Below are 25,973 nucleotides of genomic sequence, written 5' to 3' on the forward strand. Positions count from 1 at the left end.
GTCCCGCCGCCCCCCCGAAACCCCATCCCCCGACGCCCCGCCCCCCGAGGCCGCGCCGATCCGCCGTCGCAGACAGTCGCTGCGCGGTTATCTGGTCTTCTGGCTGCGCTTCATGCTGTTGCGGGTGGCGCTGGTGATGGCGGGATCGGTCACGATCTATGCCTTCGTGAATCCGCCCCTGACATGGACGATGCTGGGCGCCGCGCGGCAGGACCCGCTGGTCGAGCGGACCTGGGTGCCGCTGGAGCGGATCGCGCCGGTGATGCGCCGTTCGGTCGTGGCGGCCGAGGATGCGAATTTCTGCCGGCACTGGGGTTTCGACATGTCCGAGATCCGCAAGGTCGTGGCCTCGGGCTCCAGCCGCGGTGCGTCGACGCTGACGCAGCAGACCGCCAAGAACGCCTATCTGTGGCAGACCCGCAGCTGGGCCCGCAAGGCGGCCGAAACCGCCCTGACGCCGATGATGGAAGGGCTGTGGTCCAAGCCGCGCATCCTGGAGGTCTATCTGAACATCGCCGAGTTCGGCCCCGGCATCTTCGGCATCGGCGCCGCGTCGCGCGAATATTTCGGCACCACGCCCGACCGCCTGACCCGGGTGCAGTCCGCCCGGCTGGCCGCCGTCCTGCCCGCCCCGCGCAAGCGCAGCCCCCATGCCGCCTCGGCGCGGTCGCGCGCCATCGCCGACGGGGCTGCCACCATCGGCCGCGACGGGCGGGCGGATTGCTTTCAGCGCGACATGGCCCCTTAGCGCGCTTGGTTGAAAGCGGCCATGCTGGCGCGTATCAAGATGGCGTTGCGATAAGAAGAAGGTCTCGAGCAGTCCATGAACAACAATACGCAGACCACGCGACTGTATCACACGGCGCTGTCCCCCTATTGCCGCAAGGTGCGCCTTGTGCTGGCAGAAAAGAAGATCGAAGTCGAACTGGTCGAGGAACGCTATTGGGAAAGCCCCCCCGACCTGAGGCGCAGGAACCCCGCCGGCAAGCTGCCGGTGCTGCGCTATCGCGGGAACCTGCTGTCGGAAAGCCAGGCGATCGTCGAATACCTGGACGAGGCCATGCCCTCGCCCGCGCTGATGCCCAGCACGCCCTTGGAACGCCACGAGGTGCGCAGGCTTTGCGCGTGGTTCGACGACAAGTTCCACACCGAGGTGACCCAGCCCATCCTGAACGAACGCGTCTGGAAGAAGGTCATGCGGACCGGATATCCCGACAGCCGCGTCGTCAAGGACGGGCTGAGGGCGATCAAGGAGCATATCGACTATCTGTCCAGCCTGCTGGAGACGCGGCGCTGGCTGGCCGGAAATGCGATCAGCCTGGCCGATTTCACGGCGGCGGCGCATTTTTCCTGCCTGGACTACATCTCGGATGTGGATTGGGACCGGTCCGAGATGCTGCGTGACTGGTATGCCACGATCAAGTCGCGCCCGGCCTTCCGTTCGGTTCTGGCCGATCAGGTTCCGGGCATCCATCCGGCCGCGCATTATGCCGAGCTGGACTTCGGATAGGCCTGCAGGGGGCGGGATGCGTCCCGCGACGGCCGGGGGCGCGTCGCCCCCCGGACCCCCCGAGGGTATTTGGGCAAAGAAGAAGGCGGAGATCGAGACCGAGGCGAAGGCCATCGGCTTTTCGCGCATGGGGGTCACCACCACCGATGCCGTTCCCGAACTGGCCGGGCGGCTGGCGGCATTTCTGGAGGCCGGGCGGCACGGGCAGATGGATTGGATGGCCGAGCGGACGCATTGGCGGGGCGACCCGCAGGCGCTTTGGCCCGAAGCGCGATCCGTGATCATGCTGGCCGAGCTGTATACCCCCGACCACGATCCGCTGGCCGTGCTGGATCAGCGCGACCGGGCGGCGGTCAGCGTCTATGCGCAGGGCAAGGATTACCACGACCTGGTCAAGAAGCGCCTGAAGCGTCTTGGCCGCTGGATGCTGGAACAGACGCCGGGGCATCAGATCAAGGTCTTTGTCGACACCGCCCCGGTGATGGAAAAGCCTCTGGCGCAGGCGGCGGGGTTGGGATGGCAGGGCAAGCATACCAATCTTCTGTCGCGCGACCTGGGCAGCTGGTTCTTTCTGGGAGCGATATTTTCGACACTGCCCCTGCCGCCCGATGCACCGCAGGGGGAGCATTGCGGGTCCTGTCGCGCCTGTCTGGATGTCTGCCCGACAGGGGCCTTTCCGGCGCCGTTCCAGCTGGATGCGCGCCGCTGCATCTCCTATCTGACGATCGAGCACAAAGGCCCGGTCGATCCCGAATTGCGGCCGCTGATGGGCAACCGGATCTATGGCTGCGACGACTGTCTGGCGGTCTGCCCGTGGAACAAGTTCGCCCAATCGGGGACCGAGATGCGCTATCGCGGGATCATCGACGCCCCGCCCCTGGCCGAATTGGCCTTGCTGGACGATGCGGGGTTCCGGGCCCGGTTTTCGGGAAGTCCGATCAAGCGGATCGGGCGCGACCGCTTTGTGCGCAACGTGCTTTACGCGATCGGTAATTCGGGGGATGCGACGCTGATACCTGTGGCGCAGGGGTTGTGCGGCGATCCGGATAGGGCGGTGGCGGATGCGGCGGCCTGGGCCGTGGCGCGTTTGGCGGATTAGATCAGGAAGTCGTCGCCCGTCAGCGTCAGCGTGCCATTCAGCCGGATCAGCATGTCGGCATGGTGATCGCCGTTCAGGTCGATCATGACATGCGTCTGCGACCCGGCATGATCCCAGGACAGCGATCTGCCACCCCTGAAATCCTCTGGCCCGGCATGGCCCAGATTCAGGGGCCTTAAGTCAAGACGATCCAGACCGGGCTGAAAGCCGACGATCAGGTCCGAGCTGTTGACGCGGCTGTCATTGACGTGTTCATAGCGAAAGAGGTCGCCTTCGGAGCCACCGGCAAGCCGGTCCGCGCCCGCGCCGCCGATCAGAACGTCCCGGCCTGCCCCCCCTGCCAGCGTATCATTGCCGCCCTGCCCGAACAGCCGGTCATCCCCGGCGCCACCATCCAAGGTGTCATTGCCCAGTCCCCCCGATAGGTGGTCCCGCCACCCGGCACCGCGCATCAGGTCGCTGCCGTCACCCCCGGAGAGCGTATCGTTGCCCGCCCCGCCCAACAGCGTGTCGTTGCCCCCGCCAGCGCTGAGAAGGTCGTTCCCATAGCCACCCGAAAGCAGGTTCTGTCCAGCTGAGCTGGACAGCGTGTCATCGCCGGCATTCCCGAACAGAATGTCATTGCCCGATCCTCCCAGCAGACGATCATTGCCCGCCCCCCCGATCAGGTGGTCATCGTGCTTGTCCCCGATCAGCGTATCGTTGCCGTCTTCGCCGTAAAGCCAGTTCAGGCCGCCACTACCCTGCAGAAAGTCATGGCCCGCCCCGCCATAAAGCGAATCATTGCCGTTGCCGCCCAACAAGCGGTCATTGCCATCGCCCCCGTAAAGAAGGTCGTGGCCTGGCCCGCCCTGCAGCGTGTCGTTGCCCAGCTCTCCGTACAGCCTGTCAAATCCCGCACCCCCGTCGATGAAATCGAAATCGTCACCGCCGAACAGTGTGTCATTTCCGGCATGGCCGAAGATCGCGTCACGCCCCGCACCGCCATAGATCAGATCCGCCCCGAACTGAGCCAGCAGGCGATGATTGCCGTCATCGCCGTGGATCTTGTCATTGCCTGCCCCGCCCAGCAGGCGGTCATTCCCCGGCCCGCCGACCATCGTGTCGTTCCCCTCGCCCCCCAGAACCAGGTCATAGCCATCGCCACTACGGATCAAGTCGTGACCGCGCCCCCCCAGCAGCGTGTCACCGCCTGCGCCGCCGTCCAGCGAGTCGTCACCGTCATCGCCCTGCAACCGGTCATTGCCGTCACCGCCCGACAGGCTGTCATTGCCCAGGCCGCCCGACAGGAAATCGGCCCCGGCCCCGCCCATCAGCGTGTCGTCGCCATCCTCTCCCAGAAGGCGGTTGTTACCCAGAAAGACCTGCAGCCAGTCATCGCCCACCCCGCCGACCAGCGTGTCGTTGCCCGCCCCCCCGTAAAGGACGTCATCGCCGTCATCGCCATAGATCAGGTCGTTGCCCAAGCCCCCGTAAAGCGTGTCATTGCCTGCGCCCCCATAAAGCAGGTCGTGATCATGGTCGCCGTTCAGCAGGTCGTCACCGGCATCGCCGAACAGCGTGTCGCGGCCCGACCCGCCCCTGATCTGGTCGGCCCCATTGCCGCCGCGCAGGACGTCGTGACCGGCTTCGCCTTTTATGGTGTCACTGCCCGCCCCGCCCGACACGGTATCGTTGCCCGCCCCCGCCATGACCGCCTGTGGCGCGGCGGTGCCCAGAAGCCGGTCGTTGCCGGCGGTTCCGATCAGCCATTCGGGCTTGTCCGAGGGCGTCCCGCCGGGGGCGTTATCCTCGGGGTCGATCTCGGGCAGGTCGTAATGGGCGACAGGAAACAGCGCGTTCGAGAAGTCGGCGATGCTGAGCGAGCGGCCGTCGCGGGTCTGGATGTCCAGGATCGTCTCGCCATAGATGATCATGACGCCGCTGGCAGTGGGAATGAAGCGCAGCTGCCAGATGCTGCGGATGCTGCCCAGCATGGACAGGTCCAGGCGGTCCACCCCGTGTTCGTAATCCTGGATCGTGATGCGCCCCTTGACGCGCGACGGCACGAAGATGTCGGCCCCCGTACCGCCCACCAGCGTGATCGGCCGGTTGCCCGCCACCAGGATATCGCCACCGGCGCCACCCTCGATGCGGGTGGTGTCGGCACCCGCGACCAGCAGGTCGCCGCCGGTGCCGCCCTTGACGATGCCCGCGCCCGCAAAGCCCGTCTTGCCGATCGGGCCGGGCTGAAAGCTGAGCTGGGTGATGCCCGTTTCGGTCGCGGAGGCCACGAACAGCATGATCTGGCCGTCGCGCACCAGCGCCTGGATGTCGCTGACATCGGCCAGGGTCATGTCGCCCGTATCGGCGATGGTGCCCAGATGCAGCAGGCGGCCGTCGGGCAGCACGGTGAAGACGGTGATCCCGTCATCGGCCCCGCCGACGAAGACGAAGCCGCGTTCTCCCATCTGGACGGTTTCCAGCGCCGTGACCGACTGGAACCGGGTCGTGGCCTCGTCCAGCACGTGATCGACGGGGGTCAGCTGGCCTTTTCCGTCCAGCCGAAAGACCGTCAGCGACCCGGACCCCGACCCCGCCACGACGACATAGGTCCGCCCGCCGGAACCGACCACCCGCAGGTCGGATGGCGCGTCATAGCCCGCCCCCTGGCCCGCGACATGGACCACGCCCGCACTCAGGGCGCCGGTCGGCGACATCAGGTGGGTCGAGATGAAGTTCCCCCCCGCCGACACCGCCACCAGAATCTTCTGGCCATTGACCGAGGTGTCCACGATGCGGTCCAGCGTGGCATCGATGCTGCCCGCGGGCGCAGTCAGAACGACCTGCCCCCGCGCCGTCAGCCTGCCGTCATCCGTGACCACATGCGTCTGAAGGCGCAGCCCGCCATCCTGCGCGGAATAGACGATGTTGCCCTGGGCCGTCAGGACCTGCCCCAGGGCCGTCAGCGACCGCCCCAGCCCGTTCTGGAACAGGGCCTGAAACGACCCCAAAGCCCCGTTGCCCCCCCGCAATTCGGTCGCCTGATCCGCGATGCCGCCCATCTGCGCGACATGAACCATGCTGCGGTCGCCCATGTCGATGACCGACAGCCGTGGCGGGCCCTGATAGGTCGTATCGCCCAGATAGGCGCGGTTGCGCAACGCGGTGATCTGCGTGCCGGGGCCCCCCAGGGCATAGCTGCTGATCCCGCCGCCCAGCTGCGTCGCCACCACCAGCATCGCCTGCCCATCGATCTCGACCAGGGCGAGATCGGTGATGTTGGCAAGCCAGCGCTGTTGCGTGACACCGAAGGTGGTCACGTGGCGATACTCGATCATGATATTTCGGATGTGAGCCGCAAGGGGGGCGGGTGACTCGGAACAGGTTAAAGATGGGCTTAACCTATCCCTTTGGCTAGTCCGGGTTCCTTTGCATTTTATGCAATGAGGACTCCGTCACCCCTTGAAAATCACGCCGTTTCCTCGCCGGTCGGCAGGGCCAAGGGACCATAGATGATCAGCCCAGGCTGGCTGACGGGGCCGTCGCGCAACATCCGCGCCAACCCGTCGACGGTCGTGCGCACCAGGCGTTGGGTGGGGTGACCCACGGCTTCGGCAAAGACCGCGGGCGTGGTGCCGGGCAGTCCGTGTTCCACAAGTCCTTGCGCCATCTTGGGAAAACTGCGCTGGCCCATGAAGACCACGGTCGTCACCGCCGGATCGGCCAGCGCCGCCCAGTTGATGTCGCCGGGCAGCTGCCCCGTCACGTCGGCACCCGTCACGAACTGCACCCGGCGCGCGGTCAGGCGGCGCGTCAGGGGCATGCCGACCGCCGCCGCGGCCGCGCTGGCCGATGTGACGCCCGGCACGATCTCGAAGGGAATATTGGCTTGGGTCAGGGCGACCAGCTCCTCCTCCAGGCGCCCGAAGATGCCCGCATCGCCCGATTTCAGCCGCACCACCCGTTTGCCGGCGCGGGCATGCTGGATGATCAGCTCGTTCACGGCCTCCTGCTTGGCCGAGGGACGCCCCGCGCGCTTGCCCACCGCGATCAGTTCCGCATCGGGCCCCGCATGATCCAGCACCGGCCCCGAGGCCAGGTCGTCGAACAGCACCACATCCGCCTGCGCCAACAGCCGCGCGGCCTTCAGCGTCAACAGCTCGGGGTCACCCGGCCCCGCCGAGACGAGCGAGACGAAACCGGGGGTGGGGGCATGATCTGGCAATGTGGGGGCGGCCTCTGGATGCTGGGTGGGACAGCTATACCACCCCGCGCGGGTGTGACAATGCCGCGCATCGGGAATGCAAGTTGCGGATGCGATGAAACTTTCCACGCGGTGATGCGTGATGTCAGGACAGGCAACAAGGAGAATGCGATGACGGTGATCTGCTGGTTCAGACGGGTGCTGCGGCTGGACGACCACCCCGCCCTTGTCGCCGCCGCCAAGAATGGCGCCGTGATCCCGCTGGTCATCCTGGACCCTGCCGAAGCCCGCGACCATCCCGCCAGCGCCCAAAGGCAGGCCATGTCCCTGCCCCGCCTTGAGGCTTCGCTGCACCAACGCCACAGCAAGCTGATCGTGCGGCGCGGCGATCCGGCGCAGGTTCTGGAACAGATCGCCCGCGAAACCGGCGCCAGCGCGGTCCACACCACGGTCGGCTTCCCCTTTGCCAGCGATCACGGATTGCAGGCGGCGGTCGAACGGGGCGGCGCGACGCTGCATCTGCATGAACTGGCCGATCTTGTGCCGCGGGCATCGGTGCTGACCAAGACCGGCGGCGTCTACAAGGTCTTCACCCCCTTCTGGAAGGCCTTGCGCCAGACCGACATCGCCCCGCCCCTGCCCGCACCGTCCCTGTCGGCGCCCGACAGCTGGCCCGACAGCGACGGCACCGACTGGCCCGAGGCCCGTGCCGCCATGGACCGTGGCTGGGACATCGTCGCCGACCACATCCGCCCCGGCGAGGATGAGGCCATGACCCGCCTGGACGAATTCCTGGACGGCACCCTGCCCGACTACAAGCAGCATCGCGACCATCCCTGGCGGCCCCGCGCGACCTCGAACCTGTCGGATGCGCTGGCCGTGGGAGAGATCAGCGCCCGCCGCATCTGGCGTCACTGCCAGCCGGCCCTTCAGGACGGCCAGCGGGGGATCGACCATTTCCTGTCCGAACTGTGCTGGCGCGAATTCGCCCGCGAACTGTTCCACGAGGCCCCCGACATGGCCAGCACCCCTTGGCGTCCGGAATGGGCGGATTTTCCATGGAAGCGCGACAATGATGACGCGCGGGACTGGCGGCGCGGGATGACCGGTGTGCCGATGGTCGATGCCGGGATGCGCGAGCTTTATGTCACCGGCCAGATGCACAACCGCGTGCGCATGATCACCGGCAGCTATCTGACCAAGCATCTGCTGACCGACTGGCGGGTCGGCATCGACTGGTTCGCGCATTGCCTGATCGATTGGGACGCGGCATCGAACGCCATGAACTGGCAATGGGTGGCCGGATGCGGACCCGATGCCTCGCCCTTCTTCCGGGTGTTCAACCCCGAAACCCAGGCCGAGAAATTCGACGAAGAAAGCCGGTATCGCGATTACTGGCTGGACCCCGATGCCGAAGGCGCGGCCCGTTTCGCCGCCGCCGCGCCCCGGTCGTGGAAGATCGACCTGTCGCGAAAACCCACCCCCGCCATTTCCCTGTCCGAGGGCAGGGCTCGCGCACTTGACGCCTATGAAACCGTGAAATCCTGAAGGAACATCCGATGCAAATGATCATCCTCTATGTCTCGACACTGGTCATCTTCCTGGCGGTGGATGCGGTGGGCATCAGCAAGCTGATCCGCCCGGTCTTTGAACGCCATGTGGGCGACCTGCTGGCCGATCCCTTCCGGATCGGGCCGGCGGCGTTCTTCTATTCGCTCTATATCGTGGGCGTGCTCTATTTCGTGTCGGTTCCGGCGTTGAAGGCGAACCAGCCCGTGCAGGCACTGATCGGCGGGGCGCTGATCGGGTTGATGTGCTATGGCACTTATGAATTCACCAACCTTGCCACGCTGCGCCCGTGGTCGTGGGAACAGGTCATCACCGACACGCTGTGGGGTGGTGCGCTGACGGGTGCTTCGGCCTGGGCCGGGGTGATGATCACGCGCTGGCTGGCCTGATGCAGGCGCTGGTCATCGGGGCTACGGGCGGCATCGGCGCCGCCCTGTGCGACCGCCTGCGCGATGCGGGGGCCGATGTCACGGGCCTGTCGCGCAGCGCGGATGGGCTGGACGTGAACCGCCCGGATACGCTGCGAGATCACGCCGCGCGGCTGTCCGACAAACGGTTCGACCTGATCTTCAATGCCACGGGGGCGCTGGTCGTCGGTGGGCATCAGCCCGAAAAGACCATGGATGCGGTGGATGCACAGGCGATGGCGGCGCAATTTGCGCTGAACGCGACCGGGGTGGCGCTGGTCATCGCCCATTTCGCGCCGTTGCTGGCCAGCGACCGGCGATCGGTTTTGGCCTCGCTGTCGGCGCGGGTCGGGTCGATCGGGGATAATGGCCTGGGGGGATGGGTGTCCTATCGCGCCGCCAAGGCCGCCCAGAACCAGATCATCCGCACCGCCGCCATCGAATATCGCCGCCGCAACCGCCATGCCATCCTGGTGGCGCTGCATCCGGGCACGGTGGAAACGCCGCTGACGGCCAGATATGCCGCCCGTTATCCGACCATCACGCCCGATGACAGTGCCGGGGCGCTGTTGTCGGTCATCGACAGCCTGACCCCCGATGACACGGGCAGCTTCCGCGACTGGAAGGGCCAGGTGGTGCCGTGGTGATCTAACCCTGCAGATAGGGTTCGAACAACGCGCTGATCTGCGGACCGCCGGGCTTGGTGAAGGACCCCCAGCTGCCAAGGATCGCGCCCTCGGGGCCGATCAGGACCTTGTTGAAGTTCCACTTGGGCACGAAACCTGTCTGCTGCCGGACCCAGGCGTAAAAGGGGTGAACCTCGCCCTGGGCCACGTGCAGGATATCGGTCATCGGCAGGGTGATGCCATATTCCATCTGGCAATATTCGCTGACCTCCTTGCCGCTGGCCAGTTCCTGGTTGAAATCATCCGAAGGGACGGCCAGCACCACCAGCCCGCGATCACCATAGGCGTCGTGCAGCGCCTGCATGTCGGTCAGCTGCCCCGCAAAACCGCAAAGCGAGGCCGTGTTCACCACCAAGACCGGCTTGCCACGCCAATCGGCCGTGTCGTATTCGCCCCCGTCGATCGAGGGAAAGCGGAAGACCGGCGCATCGGCCGCACGGGATGCGACGCTGGTCAGCCCCATGGCTGAAATGACCGTGGCCAGCGACAGGAACAGGCGGCGTTTCATCTTGCTTGTCCTTTGCGTTTCAGCCCCATCGCCGCGCGGGCGGCCAGTGCGATCGCACCGATCAGGGCAAGGATGACGATGACTATGTTGCCGCTGGCAAGGTTGGCGACAATGATCCCGATCAAAGCCCAGATCACCGCGGCGGGATAGGCCCATTCTTCGGGCCGCATCGTCATTACCGCCAGGGCCACGGCACAGACGCCGATCAGGCACAGGATGGCGGCCACCTGCTGGGACAGGATGCCATGCCCCGCCAGCCAGATGCCGATCGACACCCCCGACGCCGCCGTCAGCCAACCCGCGTAAAGGGCGACGGGCCGCCCTTCCAGCCAGGGATCGCGTCGGCCCGCCCACAGCATGGCCACGATGGCCGACACCATCATCACCAGAATCATCAGCGTCGCCAGGCCGGGCAGCACCTGCGCCACCGGGATCCACAGGAAACCCACCGCAAGGCTGATCAGCAGGGCGGGACGCATGGTGGCCCAGTCCTCATCATCGGCCCGCCGCCACAGCCCGTATCCCGCGCCCAGGATCAGCCACAGATAGATCACCCCCCAGATGGAAAAGGCCCAGCCCGCAGGCTGCACGGGCGGGTTTTCCTGCGGGATCGGGAACAGGTCGGCATCATAGCCCGCAAAGCCCGGAAAGATGACCGGCGACAGCGCAAAGGCGATCGCCGCGATCAGGACAAGGATGGCCCAGCTGCGGTTGGTCATGGATCAGTCCTCGCGGCTCAGGCGTCGGGTCAGGCGCATCGACAGGGCATAGGGCAGCGCCCGGATCAGCTTCAGCGACCGCGTCAGGCGATGGGGGAAGTGGATCTCGAAGCTGCCGCCTTCAAGGCCCTTCATGATGGCCTTGGCGGCTTCCTCGGGCTTGATGATGGCGGGCATCTTGAAATCGTTCTTTTCGGTCAGCCGCGTTTCCACGAAGCCCGGACAGATCAGGCGGATGTCCAGATCGGTCCGTTCCGCCCGCAGCGATTCCGCAAGATTGATGACCCCCGCCTTCGAGGCCGAATAGATCTGCCCCTGCGGCAAGCCGACATAGCCCGCCACCGATCCGGTCAGCGCCAACTGTCCACCCTCGCGCAGGACCTTGGGGCCGATCTGGGCGATGTGAAAGCTGCCGGTCAGGTTCACGGTGACGATCTGCGCGGCCTTGTCGGGGTCCAGATCGGCGATGCGGCCGGGATCGTACATGGCGGCCAGATGCACGATCCGGTCGACGGGACCATCGGCGGTGATGGCATCGGCGGCGGCCTGGACGCTGGCGCGGTCGGCGACATCCAGCACCTGCACATCGGCACGGCCCAGCTGGGCGGCCAGCTTTTCCAACGGCTCGCGGCTGCGGGCGGACAGGATCACATGCGCGCCGCGCGCCGACCAGGCCTTGGCCAGCGCCTGCCCGATCCCGTCGCTTGCGCCGATGATCCAGATGCGTTCGGGGGTCTTGTCGCTGCTCATATCCGGCCCTTCCGGTGAAATTGGATCAACAGGCCGATCGCCAGCGCACGCAGCACCAGCGGCAGGCCCGCATAGATCCAACGCAGCGCGTCCAGCGCCTGTTCCGGGTTCGGTGCCGCTGGACGAAACCCCGCCCGCGCCAGCAGCGGCAGCGCGATGGCCCCCGCCAGCGCCAGCGCCGCCTTGGTCAGGAAGGCCAGCCCTGCATGGGCGCGGGTGGCCGCGGCGGCGCTGCCCGTGGCCCCGATCCGCGCCGACAGGATCGCCGGCGGCAGGACCAGATCCGCACCGAAGGTCAGGCCCGTCAGCAGGCAGATGACAAAGAACAGCCCCACCGTCCCCGGCCCCAGGGCCAAGGCGCCCGCAAACCCCGCGATCGACAGGATCAGCGCCCCCGTCCAGACCGGCACGGCGCCGAAACGCCCGCCCAGATGCCCCGCCAGCGCCGCCCCCGGCAGGGCCGCCACGAAATAGGCCAGCAGAAAGGCCCCGGCCAGATCCTCGGCACCCAGAAGGTCGCGGACCAGCATCAGGATCAGCGCCGCAGGAAAGGCCGCCGACAACAAGACCAGCCCCGCCACCGCATAGAAGGGTCCAAAGGCGCGCAGGCCCGGCGGGGCGGCATCGGGCGCGGCCTGCAGGTCGAAACGCGCGCCCCGCCGCCAGCGCAGGAACAGGGGCAGGCAGATCGCCATGCCGATGGCCAGCACCGCCGCCAGTGCCATCAACGACGCCTGGCGTCCCACCACCACCGCCAATCCGGCCGGCAGCGACACCGCCAGGATCAGCCCTGCCAGACCAAAGCCTTCGCGAAAGCCGCTGATGCGGGACTTGGCGGCGGGCGCGTCGCGCCAGACCCCACCATAGGTCATCAGGTTCACCGAAATCAGGCTGTGCCCCAGGCTGGCCAGCACCATCATCAGCGCGAACCAGACCAGCAGCGGCAGGCCCATCGGCGCAAACAGCCCCGCCACACCGGCCACCAGCGCCACCGCGCCCGCCACCATCATCGCGGGCCGCGCCCGGGGCCAGCGGTCGCCCGCCCAACCCACCAGCGGGTCCTGCACCGCGTCGACCGCGCGCAGGGCGGCCAGCACGACTCCCAGGGCCGCCAGCCCCACGCCCAGATCGGCGGCATAGAAATCGGGCGCGTGGATGTAAAGCGGCAGCCCGCCAAAGGCCAGGGGCGCGGCCAGCGCGCCATAGGCCAAGACCTCGGCCCGCGGTGGATCCGCTGGCCGGGGGCCGTCACGCATGGGCAAGACGGTACTGGATCACGTCGGTGCGCCCGACCTCGAACGACGCCGCGCAGGCGGCCAGATAGAAGCGCCAGACGCGGATGAAGGCATCGTCGAAGCCCAGGCTGCGGATCTGCGGCAGGGCCGCGTCGAACCGCACCAGCCATTCGCGCAGCGTGCGGGCATAGTCGCGGCCAAAGCCGAAGCTGTCCTCGACCCGCAGGCCGGCGCGGGCGGCCTCGGCCTGGAAACGCGACGGGGACGGCAGCATGCCGCCCGGAAAGATGAAGCTGCGGATCATGTCGGGGCCGCTGCGATAGCGGTCGAAATAGCGGTCGGCCACGGTGATCGTCTGGATCATCGCCCGGCCCTTGTCGGCCAGCACATGGCCCAGCTTGCCGAAATAGACCGGCCAGAACTTCTCGCCCACGGCCTCGAACATCTCGATCGACACGACATGGTCGTATTTGCCCGCCTCGTCGCGGTAATCCTGCAGCGCGATATCGGCCCCCTGTCCCAGACGGTTGCGCGCATATTCGGCCTGTTCGACCGACAGGGTCAGCCCCTTGGGCGCGAAATCGCCGCGTGCCATGGCGCGTTCGGCGAAACCGCCCCAGCCGCAGCCGACCTCCAGCAAGCGGCCCGAATTGCCCGACAAATTGTCGATGATGCGGTCGTATTTGCGATGCTGGGCCGCGGTCAGGTCGTCGCCCGGCGCATAGATGCCCGAGCTGTAGGTCATGCTGTCATCCAGCCACAGGCCATAGAACTGGTTGCCCAGATCGTAATGCGCCTGGATGTTGCGACGCGACCCGGCCTTGGTGTTGCGGTTGAAGAAATAGAGCGCCTTGGTCGCCATCGCCTGCAGGCGATTGCCATAGATGTAACGGTCCAGCACGTCCTCGTTCAGCAGGGCGACGGTCAGAAGAGCCTCCAGGTCGGGGGTGTCGCACCAGCCGTCGCGATAGGCTTCGGTCATGCCGATATCGCCCTTGGCGGCCAGCGCGGGCGCCATGCGCCAGTCATGGATGACCAGATGCGCGTCAGGGCCGGAATGCACGCCGCCAAAGGCATGGATGGCGCCATCGGGCGTGGTGATGGTCAGCGTGCCGCGTTCGATACGCTCGGCGGTTTCCAGGAACTGGCGTGACAGTCTTCCTTGCAGCAGCATCGTTATTCGTCATCCCCTGTCATGTGATCCCTTGCCGCGGTCCAGCGCGGTCGCGTCCGAGGCCCTGGCGGCCTTCTGCGTGGGCTTTCTCAAGTAACGGACGCCCCGTCCGAAAAGTTGCGCGGCCTGCCAGTGGATCAGCGCCATGATCCGCTGTGCCTGAAGGGGTCGGCGCAGGGCGGCGGCACGGACGGCGCGCCGCGTCATGGCCCGCGCGGGCCCCACCATCGAGGTCCCCAGCCGCACCGTCCCATCCGCGCCGATCCAGTCGACCCAGGCCCCGAAGCGGTCCGGCCCCGCATCGAAGCGGAAGACATAGCGCCCCGATCGCGGCAGGAAGGGCGATACGTGAAACAGCTTGTCCCCCGTCAGCCGGTCGCTGCGCGTGATCGGACCCAGATCGGGGCGGTGGCACAGATACAGATGGCGTTCCCCAAAGGTGTTCGACACCTCGGCCAGGACGGCGCGCAGATCGCCCGCATCGTCGCGGCACAGCCAGAAGCTGACCGGGTTGAACCCGTATCCCGACGTGCGCGGCGTGGTGACCAGCGTGACGTGGCGGGCCTGCGACAGCCCGGCGGGTTCCAGCAGCCCCATGATGAAGCCCTGCAGCGACGATCCGTCCCGCGCGCCGAAATCGCGGCGCCGCACCTGCCAAACCGCCGCATGGTCCACCGCGACGGGCAGGTCGCCCGCATCGAACCCGGCGACCGGCACCGCCAGATAGGTCGTGCGATAGTGGAAGTCGCGCGCCACGTCGCCCCGCCGGCCATGCCAGATGCGGGTGTCGATCAGCGCGCCCCTCCACAGATCGGTCATGCGGCTTCTGCCTCCTCGGCCCAGGGGTCGATCCCCAAAGGCCATTCGATTCCCATGGCCTGTGCGACGCGCAGCGCCGACAGCAGGCCGTCTTCGTGAAAACCATAGCGCGTCCAGGCGCCCGCGTGATAGACCCCGCCGCGCCCCTGGATCGAGGGCAGCCGCCGTTGCGCGGCCATGGCGGCATCGTCGAATTGCGGATGGGCCAGCATCGCCTGGTCGTGGATGTCGCGCGGTTCGAATTCGGGATTCAGCGTCACGATCAGCGGTTTGGGCGTGTCCAGGTTCTGCAGGCGGTTCATCCAGTATGACAGGCTGATCGGCCGGTCCGGCACGGGGCGGCGTTCCTGCGTGATATAGTTCCACGATGCCCAGGCCGCACGGCGACGCGGCATCAGGCGTTCATCCGAATGCAGCACCATGCGGTTGGGCTGGGTGCGGAAGGCGCCCAGGATGGCCCGTTCCTGCGCATCGGGATGATCCAGCATCGCAAGGTTCTGGGGGGCATGGGCGGCCATGACGACGCGGTCGAATTCCTCGGGGCCGCGGGGGGTGACGACGGTGACGCCCTTGGCATGGCGGATGACCTTGAAGACCGGCGCACCCAGGCGCAGCTGACCGCGCAGCCCCGCGGTGATGGCCTGCACATAGGCGCGCGATCCGCCCGTGACCGTCAGCCAGTCCGGCTGGCCGCTGACCGACAAGAGGCCGTGATTGTCAAAGAACCGCACGAAGCTGGCGGCCGGGAAATCCAGCATGTCGCCCGAAGGCGTGGACCAGATGGCGCCGGAAATCGGCTGCAGGAACATCTCTCGGAAGTCGCGCCCAAGGCGCAGCCGGTCCAGCATCTGGCCAAGGGACAGCCCGCCATCCTGGTATCCATGCGCTTCGCGGAAAAAGCGCAGGATGTCGCGCAGCATCAGCAGGTGACGGGGGTCCAGCGCCCGGATCTTCTGCGCAAACAGCGCCGCCGTGGTGGCGGTCCCGTATTCGTATCGCCCGCCGCCGAAGCTGGCTGAAAACGTCATGTCGGATTTTTCCAGGGCCACGCCCAGATGTTCCAGCATGGGAATGAACAGCGGATAGGTCCGCCTGTTGCAGACGATGAAGCCGGTATCGACGGGGGTGCCCAAGGCCTCGACGGTGCGGGCATGGCCGCCGGGGCGGGTCTCGGCCTCGAACAGGGTGACGTCGTGATGCGGGTCCAGCAGCCAGGCGGTCCCCAGCCCCGAGATGCCACCCCCGATCACCGCGACGCGGACGCGGGCCCCTGGCGTGGACATGCGGGGGGCGGGGCGGAACTGGGTCGGGTCGGTCACTGTCTGTCTCCTGCTCTTGGTGCCAAGACACGGACAGGCCGGGAAAAGGTTGCACCCTGCGACTTCGGGGGGTCGGCGGTCGGAAAGTCAACCACGATTGCGCGAACCCGTTGAAAGCGCGAAACTGTTGCCATCGTTGGGCGAAAGCTGCATTGATGGAAACCGATACCCGTCCCGGCTCGACAACGCGCCGCGGCAAGATGCGGACGAACATGACGCTTAAGGAATTCGCCAAGCTGGTCGGCATGTCGCAGACGACCGTCAGCCGGGCGCTGAACGGCCACCCCGAGGTCAATGAACGCACCCGCGCCCGCCTGATCGAGGCCGCGCGCCTGCACGGCTACAGCCCCAATGCCCATGCGCGCTTTCTGGCCACGGGTCATGCCGACATCATCGGCTGCGTCATCCCCGTCACCGGTCGGAACGAGATCGTGAACCCGATCTATGCCGATTTCCTGGCCGGCGTGGGCGAGGAATGCGCCGCCCGCCGCTTTGACATCAACCTGTCGATGGTCCCCGACGACGATCAGGCGCAGGCCTATCGCGGGTTGAAGTCCAAGGGCATGATCGGCGGCGTCATCGTCCAGTTCCCGCGCCATGACGACACCCGGCCCGCGCTGCTGGACAGCATCGGCCTGCCATACGTGGTGCATGGCCGGGTCAGCGAACATTCCGGCCCCTATTCCTGGGTCGACGTGAACAACCAGCGCGCCTTCGAACGGGCGACGGGGTTTCTCTTGCAGCTGGGGCACCGGCGCATCGCCCTGCTGAACGGGGACGAGCGGTTGGATTTCGCCCATCGCCGCCGGCAGGGCTTTGCCAAGGCGATGCGGGATGCGGGGCTGTCGCCCACGCCGCAGATGATGGTCTCGGCCGAGATGACGGCGGCTTACGGCTATGCCCAGGCGCTGCGCCTGCTGGACCTGCCGGAACCGCCCACCGCGATCCTGTGTGCCGCGACCACCATCGCCACGGGCATCCGCCAGGCCGCCGAGGAACGCGGCCTTGTGCTGGGTCGCGACCTGTCGGTGGTCACCTTCGACGACGACCTGTCCTATTATGCCAATCGCGACACGGTGCCCTATTTCACCGCCATGCGGTCGCCCGTCCGCCTGGCGGGACAACGCTGCGCCGCCCGCCTGATCGAGCGGGTGGGCAACAAGGACGCCCCCCATGTCCAGGACCTGCTGGAGGCCGAGCTGGTCGTCGGGCGCTCCACCGCGCCGCCGCTCTGACCGGCGTCAGGCGGTCACCTGCGCCGCCGCGGCGCGCAGGGCGGCTTCGTGGCCCGTGCCCAGGATCTGACCCTCGGCCATCAGGTCGGCGATGCGGGGATCGGGCGCGAAAAGCGGCAGCAGCGCATCCGCGTCATCCAGCCGCCGCAGCGCCCGCGCCAGCACCGTGACCTGCGCCTGGTCCAGGCAGCCGAAACCCGACAGCCCGCGCAACCGGTCCGCGATGATCGAGGGATAGACCTCGGCCAGGACCACCAGCGCGTCCTGCCAGTCCTGGAAGGGCCAGACCCGCGCATCCTGCCGGTCGCGCAGCCGCGCCAGCCAGGGGATTCCCGTCAGGCTCTGGGCGCCGACGCTGCCCGCCCCCGCCAATTGAAAGGCCGATTTCGGCCGCGCCCCGGTGATGGCCGTTTCCGTGGCGCGGTGGTCGCGCAGGTCGGGATGCACGGGCGGCTTCAGCCGCGGCAGATCGGCGATCTGGGCCTTGCGCCCGTTGCCCCAAAAGACCGGCTGCCCGATCTGGCGGTTCATCTGGGCGGCGATGTCGCGATAGTTGCTGGCATTGGTGCCGTCATCGTGATGCAGGGCCGACAGGTGGTCCCACAGCGCCATGGCCCGCCCCTGCCCCGTCACCATCGCCGCCAGCCCCGCCGGGTGGCCAAAGGCGAAATCCACGCCGATCAGCACCCGATGCCCCGCCTTGCGCGCCCGCGACAGCTGACAGCCCAGCATCTTCCACGCCCGCTGGCGGGTTTCGGGATTGGCCGCTTCGCCCGCATCGCTGCCGATCCAGATGGAATTCGCGCCCCGGCAGGGTTTGCCCGCCGCCGACCAGTCGACGATCAGGATCCGGTCAAAGCGCGGCAAGCCGGGCCTCGGTCAGGGCCAGATCCTGCGGCGTGTTGATATTGGCGAAGGGATCAAAGGGGGCGGCGTCCCAGATGGCCTGCACGGCCCCGTGGCGCGCGGTAAAGCTGCGCACCCGCCCCTGACCCTGCGCCAGCGTGGCGCGCAGGTCGTCCCGCAGGTCCACCGGCCACAACCCGAAGGTGGGGTGATCGCGCAAACCCGCGCCATCCCGCGTTGCCGCCAGCGCCAATCCCTGCGGCCCTGCGGCCTTGGCCAGCCCCGCCACCAGGTCGCGGGGAAACAGCGGCGTGTCCCCCGCCACCGTCACCACCTGGCGCGCGCCCGTCGCGGCGGCCCAGTCCATCGCCACCAGGATGCCCGCCAGCGGTCCGGGGAAATCGGGCAGGCTGTCGGGCAGGACGGGCAGGTCGTATGATGCGAAGCGGGCGGGATCGCCATTGGCGTTCAGCGCCACCGGTCCGCCCTGCCCCTGCAGCCTGTCCAGGATGATCGACAGCAGGCTTTGCCCGCACAAGGTCAGCAACGGCTTGTCCAGACCGCCCATCCGGGTGGCCCGTCCGCCTGCAAGAATGACGACCGGAATCTTCATGCCCCATCCTTGAACCGACCAGATCGCCGGGGCAAGCGCTATTGCCAGCCTATTCTTGACATCTTTACTAAGATTACGGTATCGGCATGGGAAACCACGCATCCGGGCCCTGCCGGCCTGCCTTTCACGCCTGCCGCGGCCATGCGCCGCCCCAGCATTCAGGAACCGACCCATGACCGAACTCGGGACGACATTGGCCTCCATTCCCCTTTTCGCGATGATCCGCGACGGCGGTTGGACGATGTGGCTGATCGCCGCGCTTTCGGTGATCCTGCTGGCGGTGGTGCTGTGGAAGGTGCTGTCGCTGTGGCGGCTGGGGGTCTGGGGCGGGCGGCATTCGCGGCGCGCGCTGGAGCTGTGGGCGCAGGGCGACCGCCGCGCAGCGCTGGACCAGGTGCGGGGGCGTCCCTCGGCGCGGGCGCGCGTGGCGCAGGCGGCGATCGGCACCTCGCTTGATCCGGCCTTCGACGACCAGGCCGCGCGCGAGGAAACCGCACGCGTCGCCCGCCAGACCCTGTACCGGTCCCGCGAAGGCCTGCGCGCGCTGGAGCTGATCGCCACCATCGCGCCGCTTCTGGGCCTGCTGGGGACGGTTCTGGGCATGATCTCGGCCTTCCAGGTGCTGCAGACCTCGGGGAACCAGGCTGATCCGTCCGATCTGGCTGGCGGCATCTGGGTGGCGCTGCTGACGACCGCGGCGGGCATGGCGGTCGCCATCCCCGCGGGCGTGGCGCTGTCCTGGTTCGAAAGCATCAGCGACCGCCTGCAATCGGACTTGGAGGACCTGGCCACCCGCGTCTTCGTCAAGCGTGACGCCGCCCCTGCCCGCGCCCGCCTGCTGCAGGCCGCGGAATGACCCAGGGCGGTTTCGACCTGGGACCGCGCCGGCACCCGCGACGGATGTCGCTGACGCCGATGATCGACGTGGTCTTCCTGCTGCTGATCTTCTTCATGCTGGCATCGCGCTTCGGCATGGATGTCGCCCTGCCCATCGCGGGCGGGGCCGAGGGTCAGGCCACCGAATGGCAGGGCGCGCCGCGCCTGGTCGACGTGACGCCCGACGCGATCCTGCTGAACGGCACGGCGATGGCCCGGCCCGACCTGGTCGCGGCGCTGTCCGACCTGCTGCCCGAACCCGGCGATGCCGTCATCCTGCGCCCCCGCGACGGGGCCGACCTGCAGCGGCTGGTCGGCGTCATGGACGATCTGCGCGCGGGCGGCATCACCAACATGATCCTGGTGGAATAGCCCATGCATATCGACATGCCCAGGCGCCGGCCGCGCGGCGAATCGATCATCCCCATGATCAACGTCGTCTTCCTGCTGCTGATCTTCTTTCTGCTGACGGCGCAGATATCGCCCTCGACGCCGTTTCCCGTGACGCCGCCGGACAGCCGGTCCGATCTGCGCACGCAGGCGCAGGACGTGCTTTACGTGTCGGCCACCGGTGAGCTGGCCTGGAACGAGGCGCGGGGCGAGGATGTATGGCCGCTGATCGCCGCCCGCACCGACACCCTGCCCGTCCAGATCCGCGCCGATGCCGCCACCCCCGCGGTCAGCCTGGCCGCCCATCTGAAACAGCTGCGCCAGGTGACCGATGCCGGGGCACAGCTGGTCGTCAACAAGGGTCAGCCATGATGTCGCGGCGGATGTTGGAAACGGCGGGCTTCTTCACCATCGCGGCGGCGCTGCACGTGTCGGCGGCGGCGATGATGCTGCCGCAGGACCAGCTGGAAAAGGGCGCCGCGATGGATGCCCCGCCCGCATCGCTGGCGGCGGGCGGACCCGAAGCGCAGGCCCTGGTCGAGGCATGGGAGACCGAGCCCGACACGGCCGAGCAGCCCGAACAGGTCCAGCCGGAACCGGAGAGCGCGGATCTGCCCGATGCATCGGTCGAGGAGGCGCCGCAGATGGCCGCGTTGCCCGACATGGCCCCGCCCATGCCGACCGCCGCGCGTCCGAACCTGCCGCCCCCGCCCGAACCCGAGCCCGAGCCAGTGCCGGAACCCGAACCCCGGATCGATCCCGCGACGCTGGACCTGCCCGACCTGCAGCAGATGACCCCGCCCGAGATCAAGCCCGATACCGCGCTGGCGGCCTCGGCCCGTCCCGACCGCAAGCCCGCCCGCCCCAAGCCGCAGCCCAAGGCCGAACCGCAGCCCGAGCGCCAGGCACGCCCGGAACCGGCCAGCCCCGCGCCCGCACGGGCGGCCGAGGCCCAGCCCGCGCGCCGTCAAGGGAATGGCGGGACCAGCCAGGCCTCGGGTCAGGGGGGCGGAGGCGGCGGCGTCAGCGCCCAGACCCGCGCCAACCTGAAGGCCCAATGGGGCGCGCAGATCAACCAATGCCTGGCCCGCCAGTTGTCGCGGATCAGCGGCGGGCGCGGCCAGCAGGTGAATATCGACGTGACGGTGGCCCGCAGCGGCCAGATCCAAGGCGCCTCGCTGGCCGGTTCGACCGGGAATGCGCGCGTCGATCAGCAGATCCAGCGCGCCCTGCAGCGCACCGGCAGATGCCCCGCGGCCCCCGCCGGCCTGACCGAGGCCGCAGTGGCCTTCCGTCAGCCCTTCGCCTTGCGCTGAGGCCCTGGATCAGGCGTGATGCAGCACCAGCGGGCGGTCCTTGTGCCGCCCGACGGTGATCGGCGCGTCATACAGATCCGACAGAACGCCTTGGGTCAGGACGGCATCGGGCGTTCCCTGGGCCACGATGCGGCCGTCCTTCATGGCGATGACGTGATCGGCCCATGCGGCGGCATAGTTGATTTCATGCACGACCAGACCGACGCTGCGGCCCTGCCGGTCGACCAGGTCGCGCAGGCGCGCCATCAGCGCACGGGCATGGGCCATGTCCAGGTTGTTCAGGGGTTCGTCCAGCAGCAGCCATTCGGTGTCCTGGGCAAAGGCCATGGCGATATGGGCGCGCTGTGCCTGGCCGCCCGACACCTCGTCCAGGAACCGGTTCTGCAGGGGGGTCAGGCCAAAGGCGTCGATGGCCTCTGCCACCTTGGCGCGGTCGGCGGGACCGGGGCGGCCCTGATGGTGGGGCCAGCGACCAAAGGCCACCAGCTCGGACAGGCGCAGCCGGCTGGCGATGGCGGTCTGCTGGCCCAGAATCGCCATGACGCGGGCCAGATCGGCGGTGGGCGTGCGGGCCACGTCGTGGCCGGCCACGGTGATGCGCCCCTGCTGCAGGGGTTCCAACCGTCCGACAAGGCGCAGCAGGGTGGATTTGCCCGCCCCGTTCGGCCCGATCAGCGCCGTCAACCGGCCCTTGGGAAAGCGGGTGGTGATGTCGTGCAGGATCTGCGTCCCGCCGATCTGGTGGCCAAGATTGCTGATCTGGATCATCGGATACGGCCTTTCAGCAGCAGATAGAGGAAGAACAGCCCGCCGGCGAATTCGACCACCACCGACAGGGTGGCGGCCTGTCCCAGCACGCGTTCGAACAGCCACTGACCGCCGACCAGCAGGATGGCCGCGATCAGCCCGGCGGCGGGGATCAGCCCCGCGTGGCGCGCGTCCTGCAGCGCCCCATGCGCCAGCCCCGCCACGATCAGCCCGAAGAAAGCCACCGGTCCCACCAGCGCCGTCGACACCGACACCAGCATCGCCACCAACGCCAGCGTCGCCATGACCAGCCTGCGATGGCGCAGACCCAGGGACACCGCCGGTTCGCGCCCCAGGGCCAGCACGTCCAGCTGCGGCGCCAGGCGGAGGGCGGTCAGCACAGCCCCCGCCGTCAGCACGCCCGCCACAGGCAGCAGGGCCGCATCGACGCGGTTGAAGCTGGCAAAGCTGACCGATTGCACGACGGCGAATTCATTGGGGTCCAGCACCCGCCCCAAAAACCCGGAAACGGACCGGAACAGCACCCCCAGGATCACCCCGGTCAGGATCATCCGGGGAATGTCGCGCGCACCCCTGACCAGCAGCGTGCCGAACAGCGCCACCGACAGCGCGGTCATCACCCCGACATCCGCCCCGAATTTCAGGCCCGCCGGCAGGCCCGCGAAGCCGGCATTGCCCAGGACCACCACCATCAGCGTCTGCATCAGCACGTAAAGCGCGTCGAACCCCATGATCGAGGGCGTCAGCACCCGGTTCGCCGCCACCGTCTGAAACAGCACCGTGGCCACGCCGATGGCCACGGCCACCGTGATCAGCGCCGCCAGCTTGGTCGCGCGCAGCGACAGGATGAACCCGCGATTGCCCGCCCCAAGGCCCTGGACCATCCACAGCGCCGACACCCCCGCCAACAGCAGGGCCAGCCCGGCCAGCATCAGCCCGCGCCGCCTATCCATGGCCGGGCCTGCGATGCAGCAGCCACAGGAACAGGACGGCGCCCAGGATGCCCAGGATCAGGCCCGCCGGAACCTCGTAGGGATAAATCACCAGCCGCCCCGCCAGGTCGCAGGCCATCACCAGCACCGCGCCCGACAACGCCACCACCGGCAGCGAGGCCCGCAGATTGTCGCCCATGATGCGCGACACCAGGTTCGGCACCACCAGCCCGACAAAGGGGATCATGCCCACCGTGGTCACCACCATCGCCGTCACCACCGACACCACCGCCAGCCCCAGCCGCATGACCGATGCCGTCGACAGCCCCAGCCCCGTGGCCACCTGGTCGCCCAGGCCCAAGATGGCAAAGCGGTCGGCGGCGAACCATGCCAGCCCCGCCGCACCCGCCGCGACCCACAGCAATTCGTATCGCCCCGCGATCACGCCCGAAAATTCGCCGCTCAGCAGCCAGGTGCCGACATATTGCATCAGGTCGGTCTGCCAGCCGACAAAGGTCACGACCGATCCCAACACCCCCGACAGGACCAGGCCCGCGATGGGGATCAGCATCACCTCGCGCACGGGCAGACGGCGGATCACGCCCAGAAACAGCCAGGTCGTCGCCATCGCCGCAAGGCTGGCCACGATCATCCGCACCCACAGCGGGCTGGCGGGGGCAAGGATGGTGATGGCCAGCAGGCCAAGGGCCGCGCCCTCGGCGGTGCCGACCGTGTCCGGCCCGACAAAGCGGTTGCGCACCAGCGCCTGGATCAGCACCCCCGCCACCGACAGCGCGGCCCCCGTCAGGGCCACGGCCAGGGTGCGCGGCAGGCGCGATTCCAGCAGGACCAGCATCGCGCGGCTGTCGCGGAAGATGTCGCGCAGATCGACATGGGCGGCCCCGACGGTCAGGCTGGCCAGCATCAGCGCGACCAGCGCCATCAGCAGGGTGGGCAGCAGCCGCATCAGCGGGCGGGGCTGTCGGCCAGCGCCTTGGTCAGCTGGTCCAGCGTCGCGATCAGCGACCCGTAACCGCCCGCCGCGATATAATTCGCCGCCGGGTCCAGATAGACGACCTGCCCCTTGGACCACGCCGTCGTCCCCGCCACCAGATCCGAGGTCAGCGTCGCCTGGGCGCCCTGCCCATCCTCGCCGATGGCGGCGCCGCGATCGACGACCAGCAGCCAGTCGGGATCGGCCTCGGCGATGAATTCATGGGTGATGGCCTGCCCGTGGGTGGCCTCGTCCAGATCGGGCGCGGCCTCGGCCAGGCCGGTGGCCCCGTAGATCCATCCAAAGCGCGACCCCTTGCCATAGGCCGCCATCTTGGGGCCGTTGGTCATCACGATCATCGCGGTGTCGTGGCCATGGGCGGCATCCTTCAGCGCGGCCAGCTTGTCATCCAGGGTGTCGCGCATCTGCGCGGCGCGGTCCTGCTTGCCGAACAGCGTGCCATAGGCCTCGATGCGGGCGCGGGCCTCGGGCAGCAGATCGGTGTCGATGGTCATGTCGATGGCGGGGGCCACCTGCGACACGGTCTGCAGCTGGGTCGAGGACCGGCCGCCGACGATGACCAGATCGGGTGCCAGCCCCGCCAGCGCCTCGAGGTCGGGTTCGAACAGCGTGCCGACGGGGGCGGCGTCCTTGGCCCCTTCGCGCAGCGCCGGAACCATGATGTCGTCGATGGTGCCCGCGGGCGTCACGCCCATCGCCTGCAGGGTGTCCAGCGCCGCCATGTCATAGACGGCGACCCGTTGCGGGTTTGCCGGCAATTCGACCAACCCCTGCGCGGTCTGGATGCCGACATCCTGGGCCGATGCGGCGGATGACAGGGCGGCGGATGACAGGGCGACGGCCATCAGGCCGGACAGGGCAATGCGACGCATGGCAGATCCTTTCATTGACGCGCACCCCTTTGACAGGCCGGACGATCGGACGCGCAACCAAGGCCCTAGCGCGGCAGATGACCAAGGTAAAGAATGCCCGCGTGTTTTTGTCAGGTTATCGCGCCGATTTGTTGACAAAATTGGTTGGTCGCCCTAGCCCAAGGCGGATCGCCCCGATCGCGGGGCCGGATGCCAAAGGATTCCGCCATGCAGATGACCGCAGATTTCCCCACCGAACGCGCCACGGGCCTGATGACCACCATGGGCAAGCATTTCGGCCACAAGATCCCGGTCACCCTGGCCGATGACCACGCGATCCTGACCTTCGAGATGGGAACTGCGCGCATCGCCACGACCGCGGATGGCCTGCATCTGGTCCTGAATGCCGGCGATGCCGAGGCGATGGAAAGCCTGCGCGATGTCGTCGAACGACACCTGCTGCGCTTTGCTCAGCGCGACGACCCGGCGCCGCTGGCCTGGTCGGCCCCCGCCTGACCGAACCCCGCCTGACCATCACAGGCATCGTCACGGGTATCAAGGATCCGCGGGTCCCCATCCTGCGGGTCCCACGCGACATGCCAGGCGCCCGTCAGGCCGCGCTTGTTCTTGCTCAGCGCCCAGTGATGGGCGGCCAGGTCGCCCCCTGTTCCCGGCTCGGCCAAGGGCCTGCAATGCCAGCGGCTTTCGGTGGCATTGGACCCGGCCCCCGCCCCGATCATCATCAGGCCCGTCGTGCGCCCGGCCTCGGCCGCCAGCTGCAGCCTTCGCCCTGCGGTCAGCGACAGGGGCTTGGTCGGCTCGGCCAGGACGAAGCCCGTCAGGGGTGCGCGCAAAGTTTCCTCGACCGCCCAAAGCAGATCGACCTCGGATCTGGCGCAGACCTGGTACAGCCGCGCAGCCAGCCCCTGCGGCAGCCCCGCCGGAAGGAAGGTCCCCCGATCGCGCAGGGGCCGGACCCAGAAGACCGGTCCTGCATGGCGCGCGGCCTGAAAGATGGCAAAGGCATGGCGGCCCGCACCCTCGACCTCGTGGATGCGGGCAGGCACAAGCTGAAAGGGGTTCGGTTCGGGTGGCAGCATGATCGACCTTGGGCAGAAGGTGAACATTGCATGAACATCGCCCTGTTGAA

Annotated in this window: 28 protein-coding genes; 12 read left to right on the forward strand and 16 right to left on the reverse strand. The window is 68.0% G+C overall.

Annotated features, from left to right (window positions below):
* From mtgA to queG, 3 genes are all read left to right on the forward strand, one after another.
* Window positions 1-748, forward strand: a 748-nt coding sequence (gene mtgA / locus IE00_RS08130; RefSeq protein WP_371328433.1) for a monofunctional biosynthetic peptidoglycan transglycosylase, incomplete at its 5' end; no start/stop codon positions are given.
* Between the two features lie 75 nt (window positions 749-823).
* Window positions 824-1,510, forward strand: coding sequence for a glutathione S-transferase family protein (locus IE00_RS08135; protein WP_072296564.1), 687 nt, complete (start codon window positions 824-826; stop codon window positions 1,508-1,510).
* Window positions 1,511-1,526: 16 nt separating this feature from the next.
* Window positions 1,527-2,609 carry a tRNA epoxyqueuosine(34) reductase QueG gene (gene queG / locus IE00_RS08140; RefSeq protein ID WP_083554177.1) on the forward strand — a complete coding sequence of 361 codons (1,083 nt, stop codon included), beginning with the start codon at window positions 1,527-1,529 and terminating at the stop codon, window positions 2,607-2,609.
* On the opposite strand, the gene IE00_RS08145 is transcribed toward queG, so the two are convergent.
* Entirely contained in the window at window positions 2,606-5,929 is a 3,324-nt protein-coding gene (locus tag IE00_RS08145) for a calcium-binding protein (protein ID WP_240493825.1), read from the reverse strand. The two genes, queG and IE00_RS08145, sit on opposite strands and share 4 nt — an antisense overlap.
* Window positions 5,930-6,060: 131 nt before the next feature.
* Complete coding sequence (gene cobA, locus IE00_RS08150; RefSeq protein ID WP_072296566.1) at window positions 6,061-6,816, reverse strand: uroporphyrinogen-III C-methyltransferase; 756 nt, start codon at window positions 6,814-6,816, stop codon at window positions 6,061-6,063.
* A 150-nt stretch (window positions 6,817-6,966) separates the two neighbouring features.
* Between cobA and IE00_RS08155 the strand changes: the two genes are divergently transcribed.
* The 3 genes from IE00_RS08155 to IE00_RS08165 are packed head-to-tail and all read left to right on the forward strand — an operon-like array spanning window position 6,967 to window position 9,418.
* A complete protein-coding gene (locus IE00_RS08155) occupies window positions 6,967-8,343 on the forward strand; it encodes a deoxyribodipyrimidine photo-lyase (RefSeq protein WP_072296568.1) in 1,377 nt (458 codons plus the stop codon).
* A gap of 11 nt (window positions 8,344-8,354) precedes the next feature.
* Window positions 8,355-8,753, forward strand: a complete 399-nt coding sequence (locus IE00_RS08160) for a DUF2177 family protein (protein ID WP_072296570.1) — start codon at window positions 8,355-8,357, stop codon at window positions 8,751-8,753.
* The gene (locus IE00_RS08165) at window positions 8,753-9,418 is read left to right on the forward strand and encodes an SDR family NAD(P)-dependent oxidoreductase (RefSeq protein WP_072296573.1); all 666 of its coding nucleotides are present in this window, start codon (window positions 8,753-8,755) and stop codon (window positions 9,416-9,418) included. The genes IE00_RS08160 and IE00_RS08165 overlap by 1 nt, the downstream gene beginning before the upstream one ends.
* Window position 9,419: 1 nt before the next feature.
* Here IE00_RS08165 and IE00_RS08170 read toward each other — a convergent pair whose 3' ends face one another.
* The 7 genes from IE00_RS08170 to IE00_RS08200 are packed head-to-tail and all read right to left on the reverse strand — an operon-like array spanning window position 9,420 to window position 15,981.
* Window positions 9,420-9,965 (reverse strand): redoxin domain-containing protein, encoded by a 546-nt coding sequence (locus tag IE00_RS08170; protein ID WP_072296574.1) that lies wholly within the window; start codon window positions 9,963-9,965, stop codon window positions 9,420-9,422.
* Window positions 9,962-10,684, reverse strand: a complete 723-nt coding sequence (locus tag IE00_RS08175) for a tryptophan-rich sensory protein (protein ID WP_072296575.1) — start codon at window positions 10,682-10,684, stop codon at window positions 9,962-9,964. Before IE00_RS08175 ends, IE00_RS08170 begins: the two co-directional genes overlap by 4 nt.
* Before the next feature lie 3 nt (window positions 10,685-10,687).
* The gene (locus IE00_RS08180; protein WP_072296578.1) at window positions 10,688-11,434 is read right to left on the reverse strand and encodes an SDR family oxidoreductase; all 747 of its coding nucleotides are present in this window, start codon (window positions 11,432-11,434) and stop codon (window positions 10,688-10,690) included.
* Window positions 11,431-12,690 (reverse strand): MFS transporter, encoded by a 1,260-nt coding sequence (locus tag IE00_RS08185; protein WP_072296579.1) that lies wholly within the window; start codon window positions 12,688-12,690, stop codon window positions 11,431-11,433. The genes IE00_RS08180 and IE00_RS08185 overlap by 4 nt, the downstream gene beginning before the upstream one ends.
* Window positions 12,683-13,843: a cyclopropane-fatty-acyl-phospholipid synthase family protein gene (locus IE00_RS08190; RefSeq protein ID WP_072296581.1), complete on the reverse strand. Its 1,161-nt coding sequence runs from the start codon at window positions 13,841-13,843 to the stop codon at window positions 12,683-12,685. Before IE00_RS08190 ends, IE00_RS08185 begins: the two co-directional genes overlap by 8 nt.
* Before the next feature lie 9 nt (window positions 13,844-13,852).
* On the reverse strand, window positions 13,853-14,662 hold the full coding sequence (locus IE00_RS08195) for a DUF1365 domain-containing protein (RefSeq protein WP_072296583.1): 810 nt from the start codon (window positions 14,660-14,662) through the stop codon (window positions 13,853-13,855).
* The gene (locus tag IE00_RS08200) at window positions 14,659-15,981 is read right to left on the reverse strand and encodes an NAD(P)/FAD-dependent oxidoreductase (protein WP_240493826.1); all 1,323 of its coding nucleotides are present in this window, start codon (window positions 15,979-15,981) and stop codon (window positions 14,659-14,661) included. The genes IE00_RS08195 and IE00_RS08200 overlap by 4 nt, the downstream gene beginning before the upstream one ends.
* A 155-nt stretch (window positions 15,982-16,136) precedes the next feature.
* On the opposite strand from IE00_RS08200, the gene IE00_RS08205 reads away from it, so the two are divergent.
* A complete protein-coding gene (locus tag IE00_RS08205) occupies window positions 16,137-17,216 on the forward strand; it encodes a LacI family DNA-binding transcriptional regulator (protein ID WP_240493827.1) in 1,080 nt (359 codons plus the stop codon).
* A gap of 6 nt (window positions 17,217-17,222) precedes the next feature.
* Here the strand turns inward: IE00_RS08205 and IE00_RS08210 are convergent, their stop codons facing one another.
* Together IE00_RS08210 and mobA are read right to left on the reverse strand one after the other, a co-directional pair.
* On the reverse strand, window positions 17,223-18,083 hold the full coding sequence (locus IE00_RS08210) for a hypothetical protein (protein WP_139291371.1): 861 nt from the start codon (window positions 18,081-18,083) through the stop codon (window positions 17,223-17,225).
* Window positions 18,070-18,675: a molybdenum cofactor guanylyltransferase MobA gene (gene mobA, locus IE00_RS08215; RefSeq protein WP_072296587.1), complete on the reverse strand. Its 606-nt coding sequence runs from the start codon at window positions 18,673-18,675 to the stop codon at window positions 18,070-18,072. The genes IE00_RS08210 and mobA overlap by 14 nt, the downstream gene beginning before the upstream one ends.
* Window positions 18,676-18,847: 172 nt before the next feature.
* Between mobA and IE00_RS08220 the strand changes: the two genes are divergently transcribed.
* From IE00_RS08220 to IE00_RS08235, 4 genes are read left to right on the forward strand one after another with little or no spacing between them, the layout of a single operon-like run.
* Window positions 18,848-19,531, forward strand: coding sequence for a MotA/TolQ/ExbB proton channel family protein (locus IE00_RS08220; RefSeq protein ID WP_072296588.1), 684 nt, complete (start codon window positions 18,848-18,850; stop codon window positions 19,529-19,531).
* Window positions 19,528-19,923, forward strand: a complete 396-nt coding sequence (locus IE00_RS08225) for a biopolymer transporter ExbD (protein WP_072296590.1) — start codon at window positions 19,528-19,530, stop codon at window positions 19,921-19,923. The genes IE00_RS08220 and IE00_RS08225 overlap by 4 nt, the downstream gene beginning before the upstream one ends.
* 15 nt (window positions 19,924-19,938) lie before the next feature.
* Window positions 19,939-20,313 (forward strand): biopolymer transporter ExbD, encoded by a 375-nt coding sequence (locus tag IE00_RS08230; RefSeq protein WP_170864107.1) that lies wholly within the window; start codon window positions 19,939-19,941, stop codon window positions 20,311-20,313.
* Entirely contained in the window at window positions 20,310-21,257 is a 948-nt protein-coding gene (locus tag IE00_RS08235; protein WP_072296592.1) for an energy transducer TonB, read from the forward strand. The genes IE00_RS08230 and IE00_RS08235 overlap by 4 nt, the downstream gene beginning before the upstream one ends.
* Before the next feature lie 9 nt (window positions 21,258-21,266).
* On the opposite strand, the gene IE00_RS08240 is transcribed toward IE00_RS08235, so the two are convergent.
* Genes IE00_RS08240 through IE00_RS08255 form a run of 4 tightly spaced genes read right to left on the reverse strand, consistent with a single transcriptional unit; the run spans window position 21,267 to window position 24,844 of the window.
* Window positions 21,267-22,025 (reverse strand): ABC transporter ATP-binding protein, encoded by a 759-nt coding sequence (locus tag IE00_RS08240; protein ID WP_072296593.1) that lies wholly within the window; start codon window positions 22,023-22,025, stop codon window positions 21,267-21,269.
* On the reverse strand, window positions 22,022-22,978 hold the full coding sequence (locus IE00_RS08245; protein WP_072296595.1) for an iron chelate uptake ABC transporter family permease subunit: 957 nt from the start codon (window positions 22,976-22,978) through the stop codon (window positions 22,022-22,024). Before IE00_RS08245 ends, IE00_RS08240 begins: the two co-directional genes overlap by 4 nt.
* A complete protein-coding gene (locus tag IE00_RS08250) occupies window positions 22,971-23,924 on the reverse strand; it encodes an ABC transporter permease (RefSeq protein ID WP_072296597.1) in 954 nt (317 codons plus the stop codon). The genes IE00_RS08245 and IE00_RS08250 overlap by 8 nt, the downstream gene beginning before the upstream one ends.
* Window positions 23,924-24,844 carry a siderophore ABC transporter substrate-binding protein gene (locus IE00_RS08255; protein WP_072296599.1) on the reverse strand — a complete coding sequence of 307 codons (921 nt, stop codon included), beginning with the start codon at window positions 24,842-24,844 and terminating at the stop codon, window positions 23,924-23,926. Before IE00_RS08255 ends, IE00_RS08250 begins: the two co-directional genes overlap by 1 nt.
* 207 nt (window positions 24,845-25,051) lie before the next feature.
* Between IE00_RS08255 and IE00_RS08260 the strand changes: the two genes are divergently transcribed.
* A complete protein-coding gene (locus IE00_RS08260; RefSeq protein WP_072296600.1) occupies window positions 25,052-25,339 on the forward strand; it encodes a DUF2218 domain-containing protein in 288 nt (95 codons plus the stop codon).
* On the opposite strand, the gene IE00_RS08265 is transcribed toward IE00_RS08260, so the two are convergent.
* Complete coding sequence (locus IE00_RS08265) at window positions 25,294-25,923, reverse strand: hypothetical protein (RefSeq protein WP_139291372.1); 630 nt, start codon at window positions 25,921-25,923, stop codon at window positions 25,294-25,296. The two genes, IE00_RS08260 and IE00_RS08265, sit on opposite strands and share 46 nt — an antisense overlap.
* Between the last annotated feature and the right edge of the window lie 50 nt (window positions 25,924-25,973).

This window comes from Paracoccus sp. SM22M-07 (assembly GCF_001887735.1).
Lineage (GTDB): Bacteria > Pseudomonadota > Alphaproteobacteria > Rhodobacterales > Rhodobacteraceae > Paracoccus.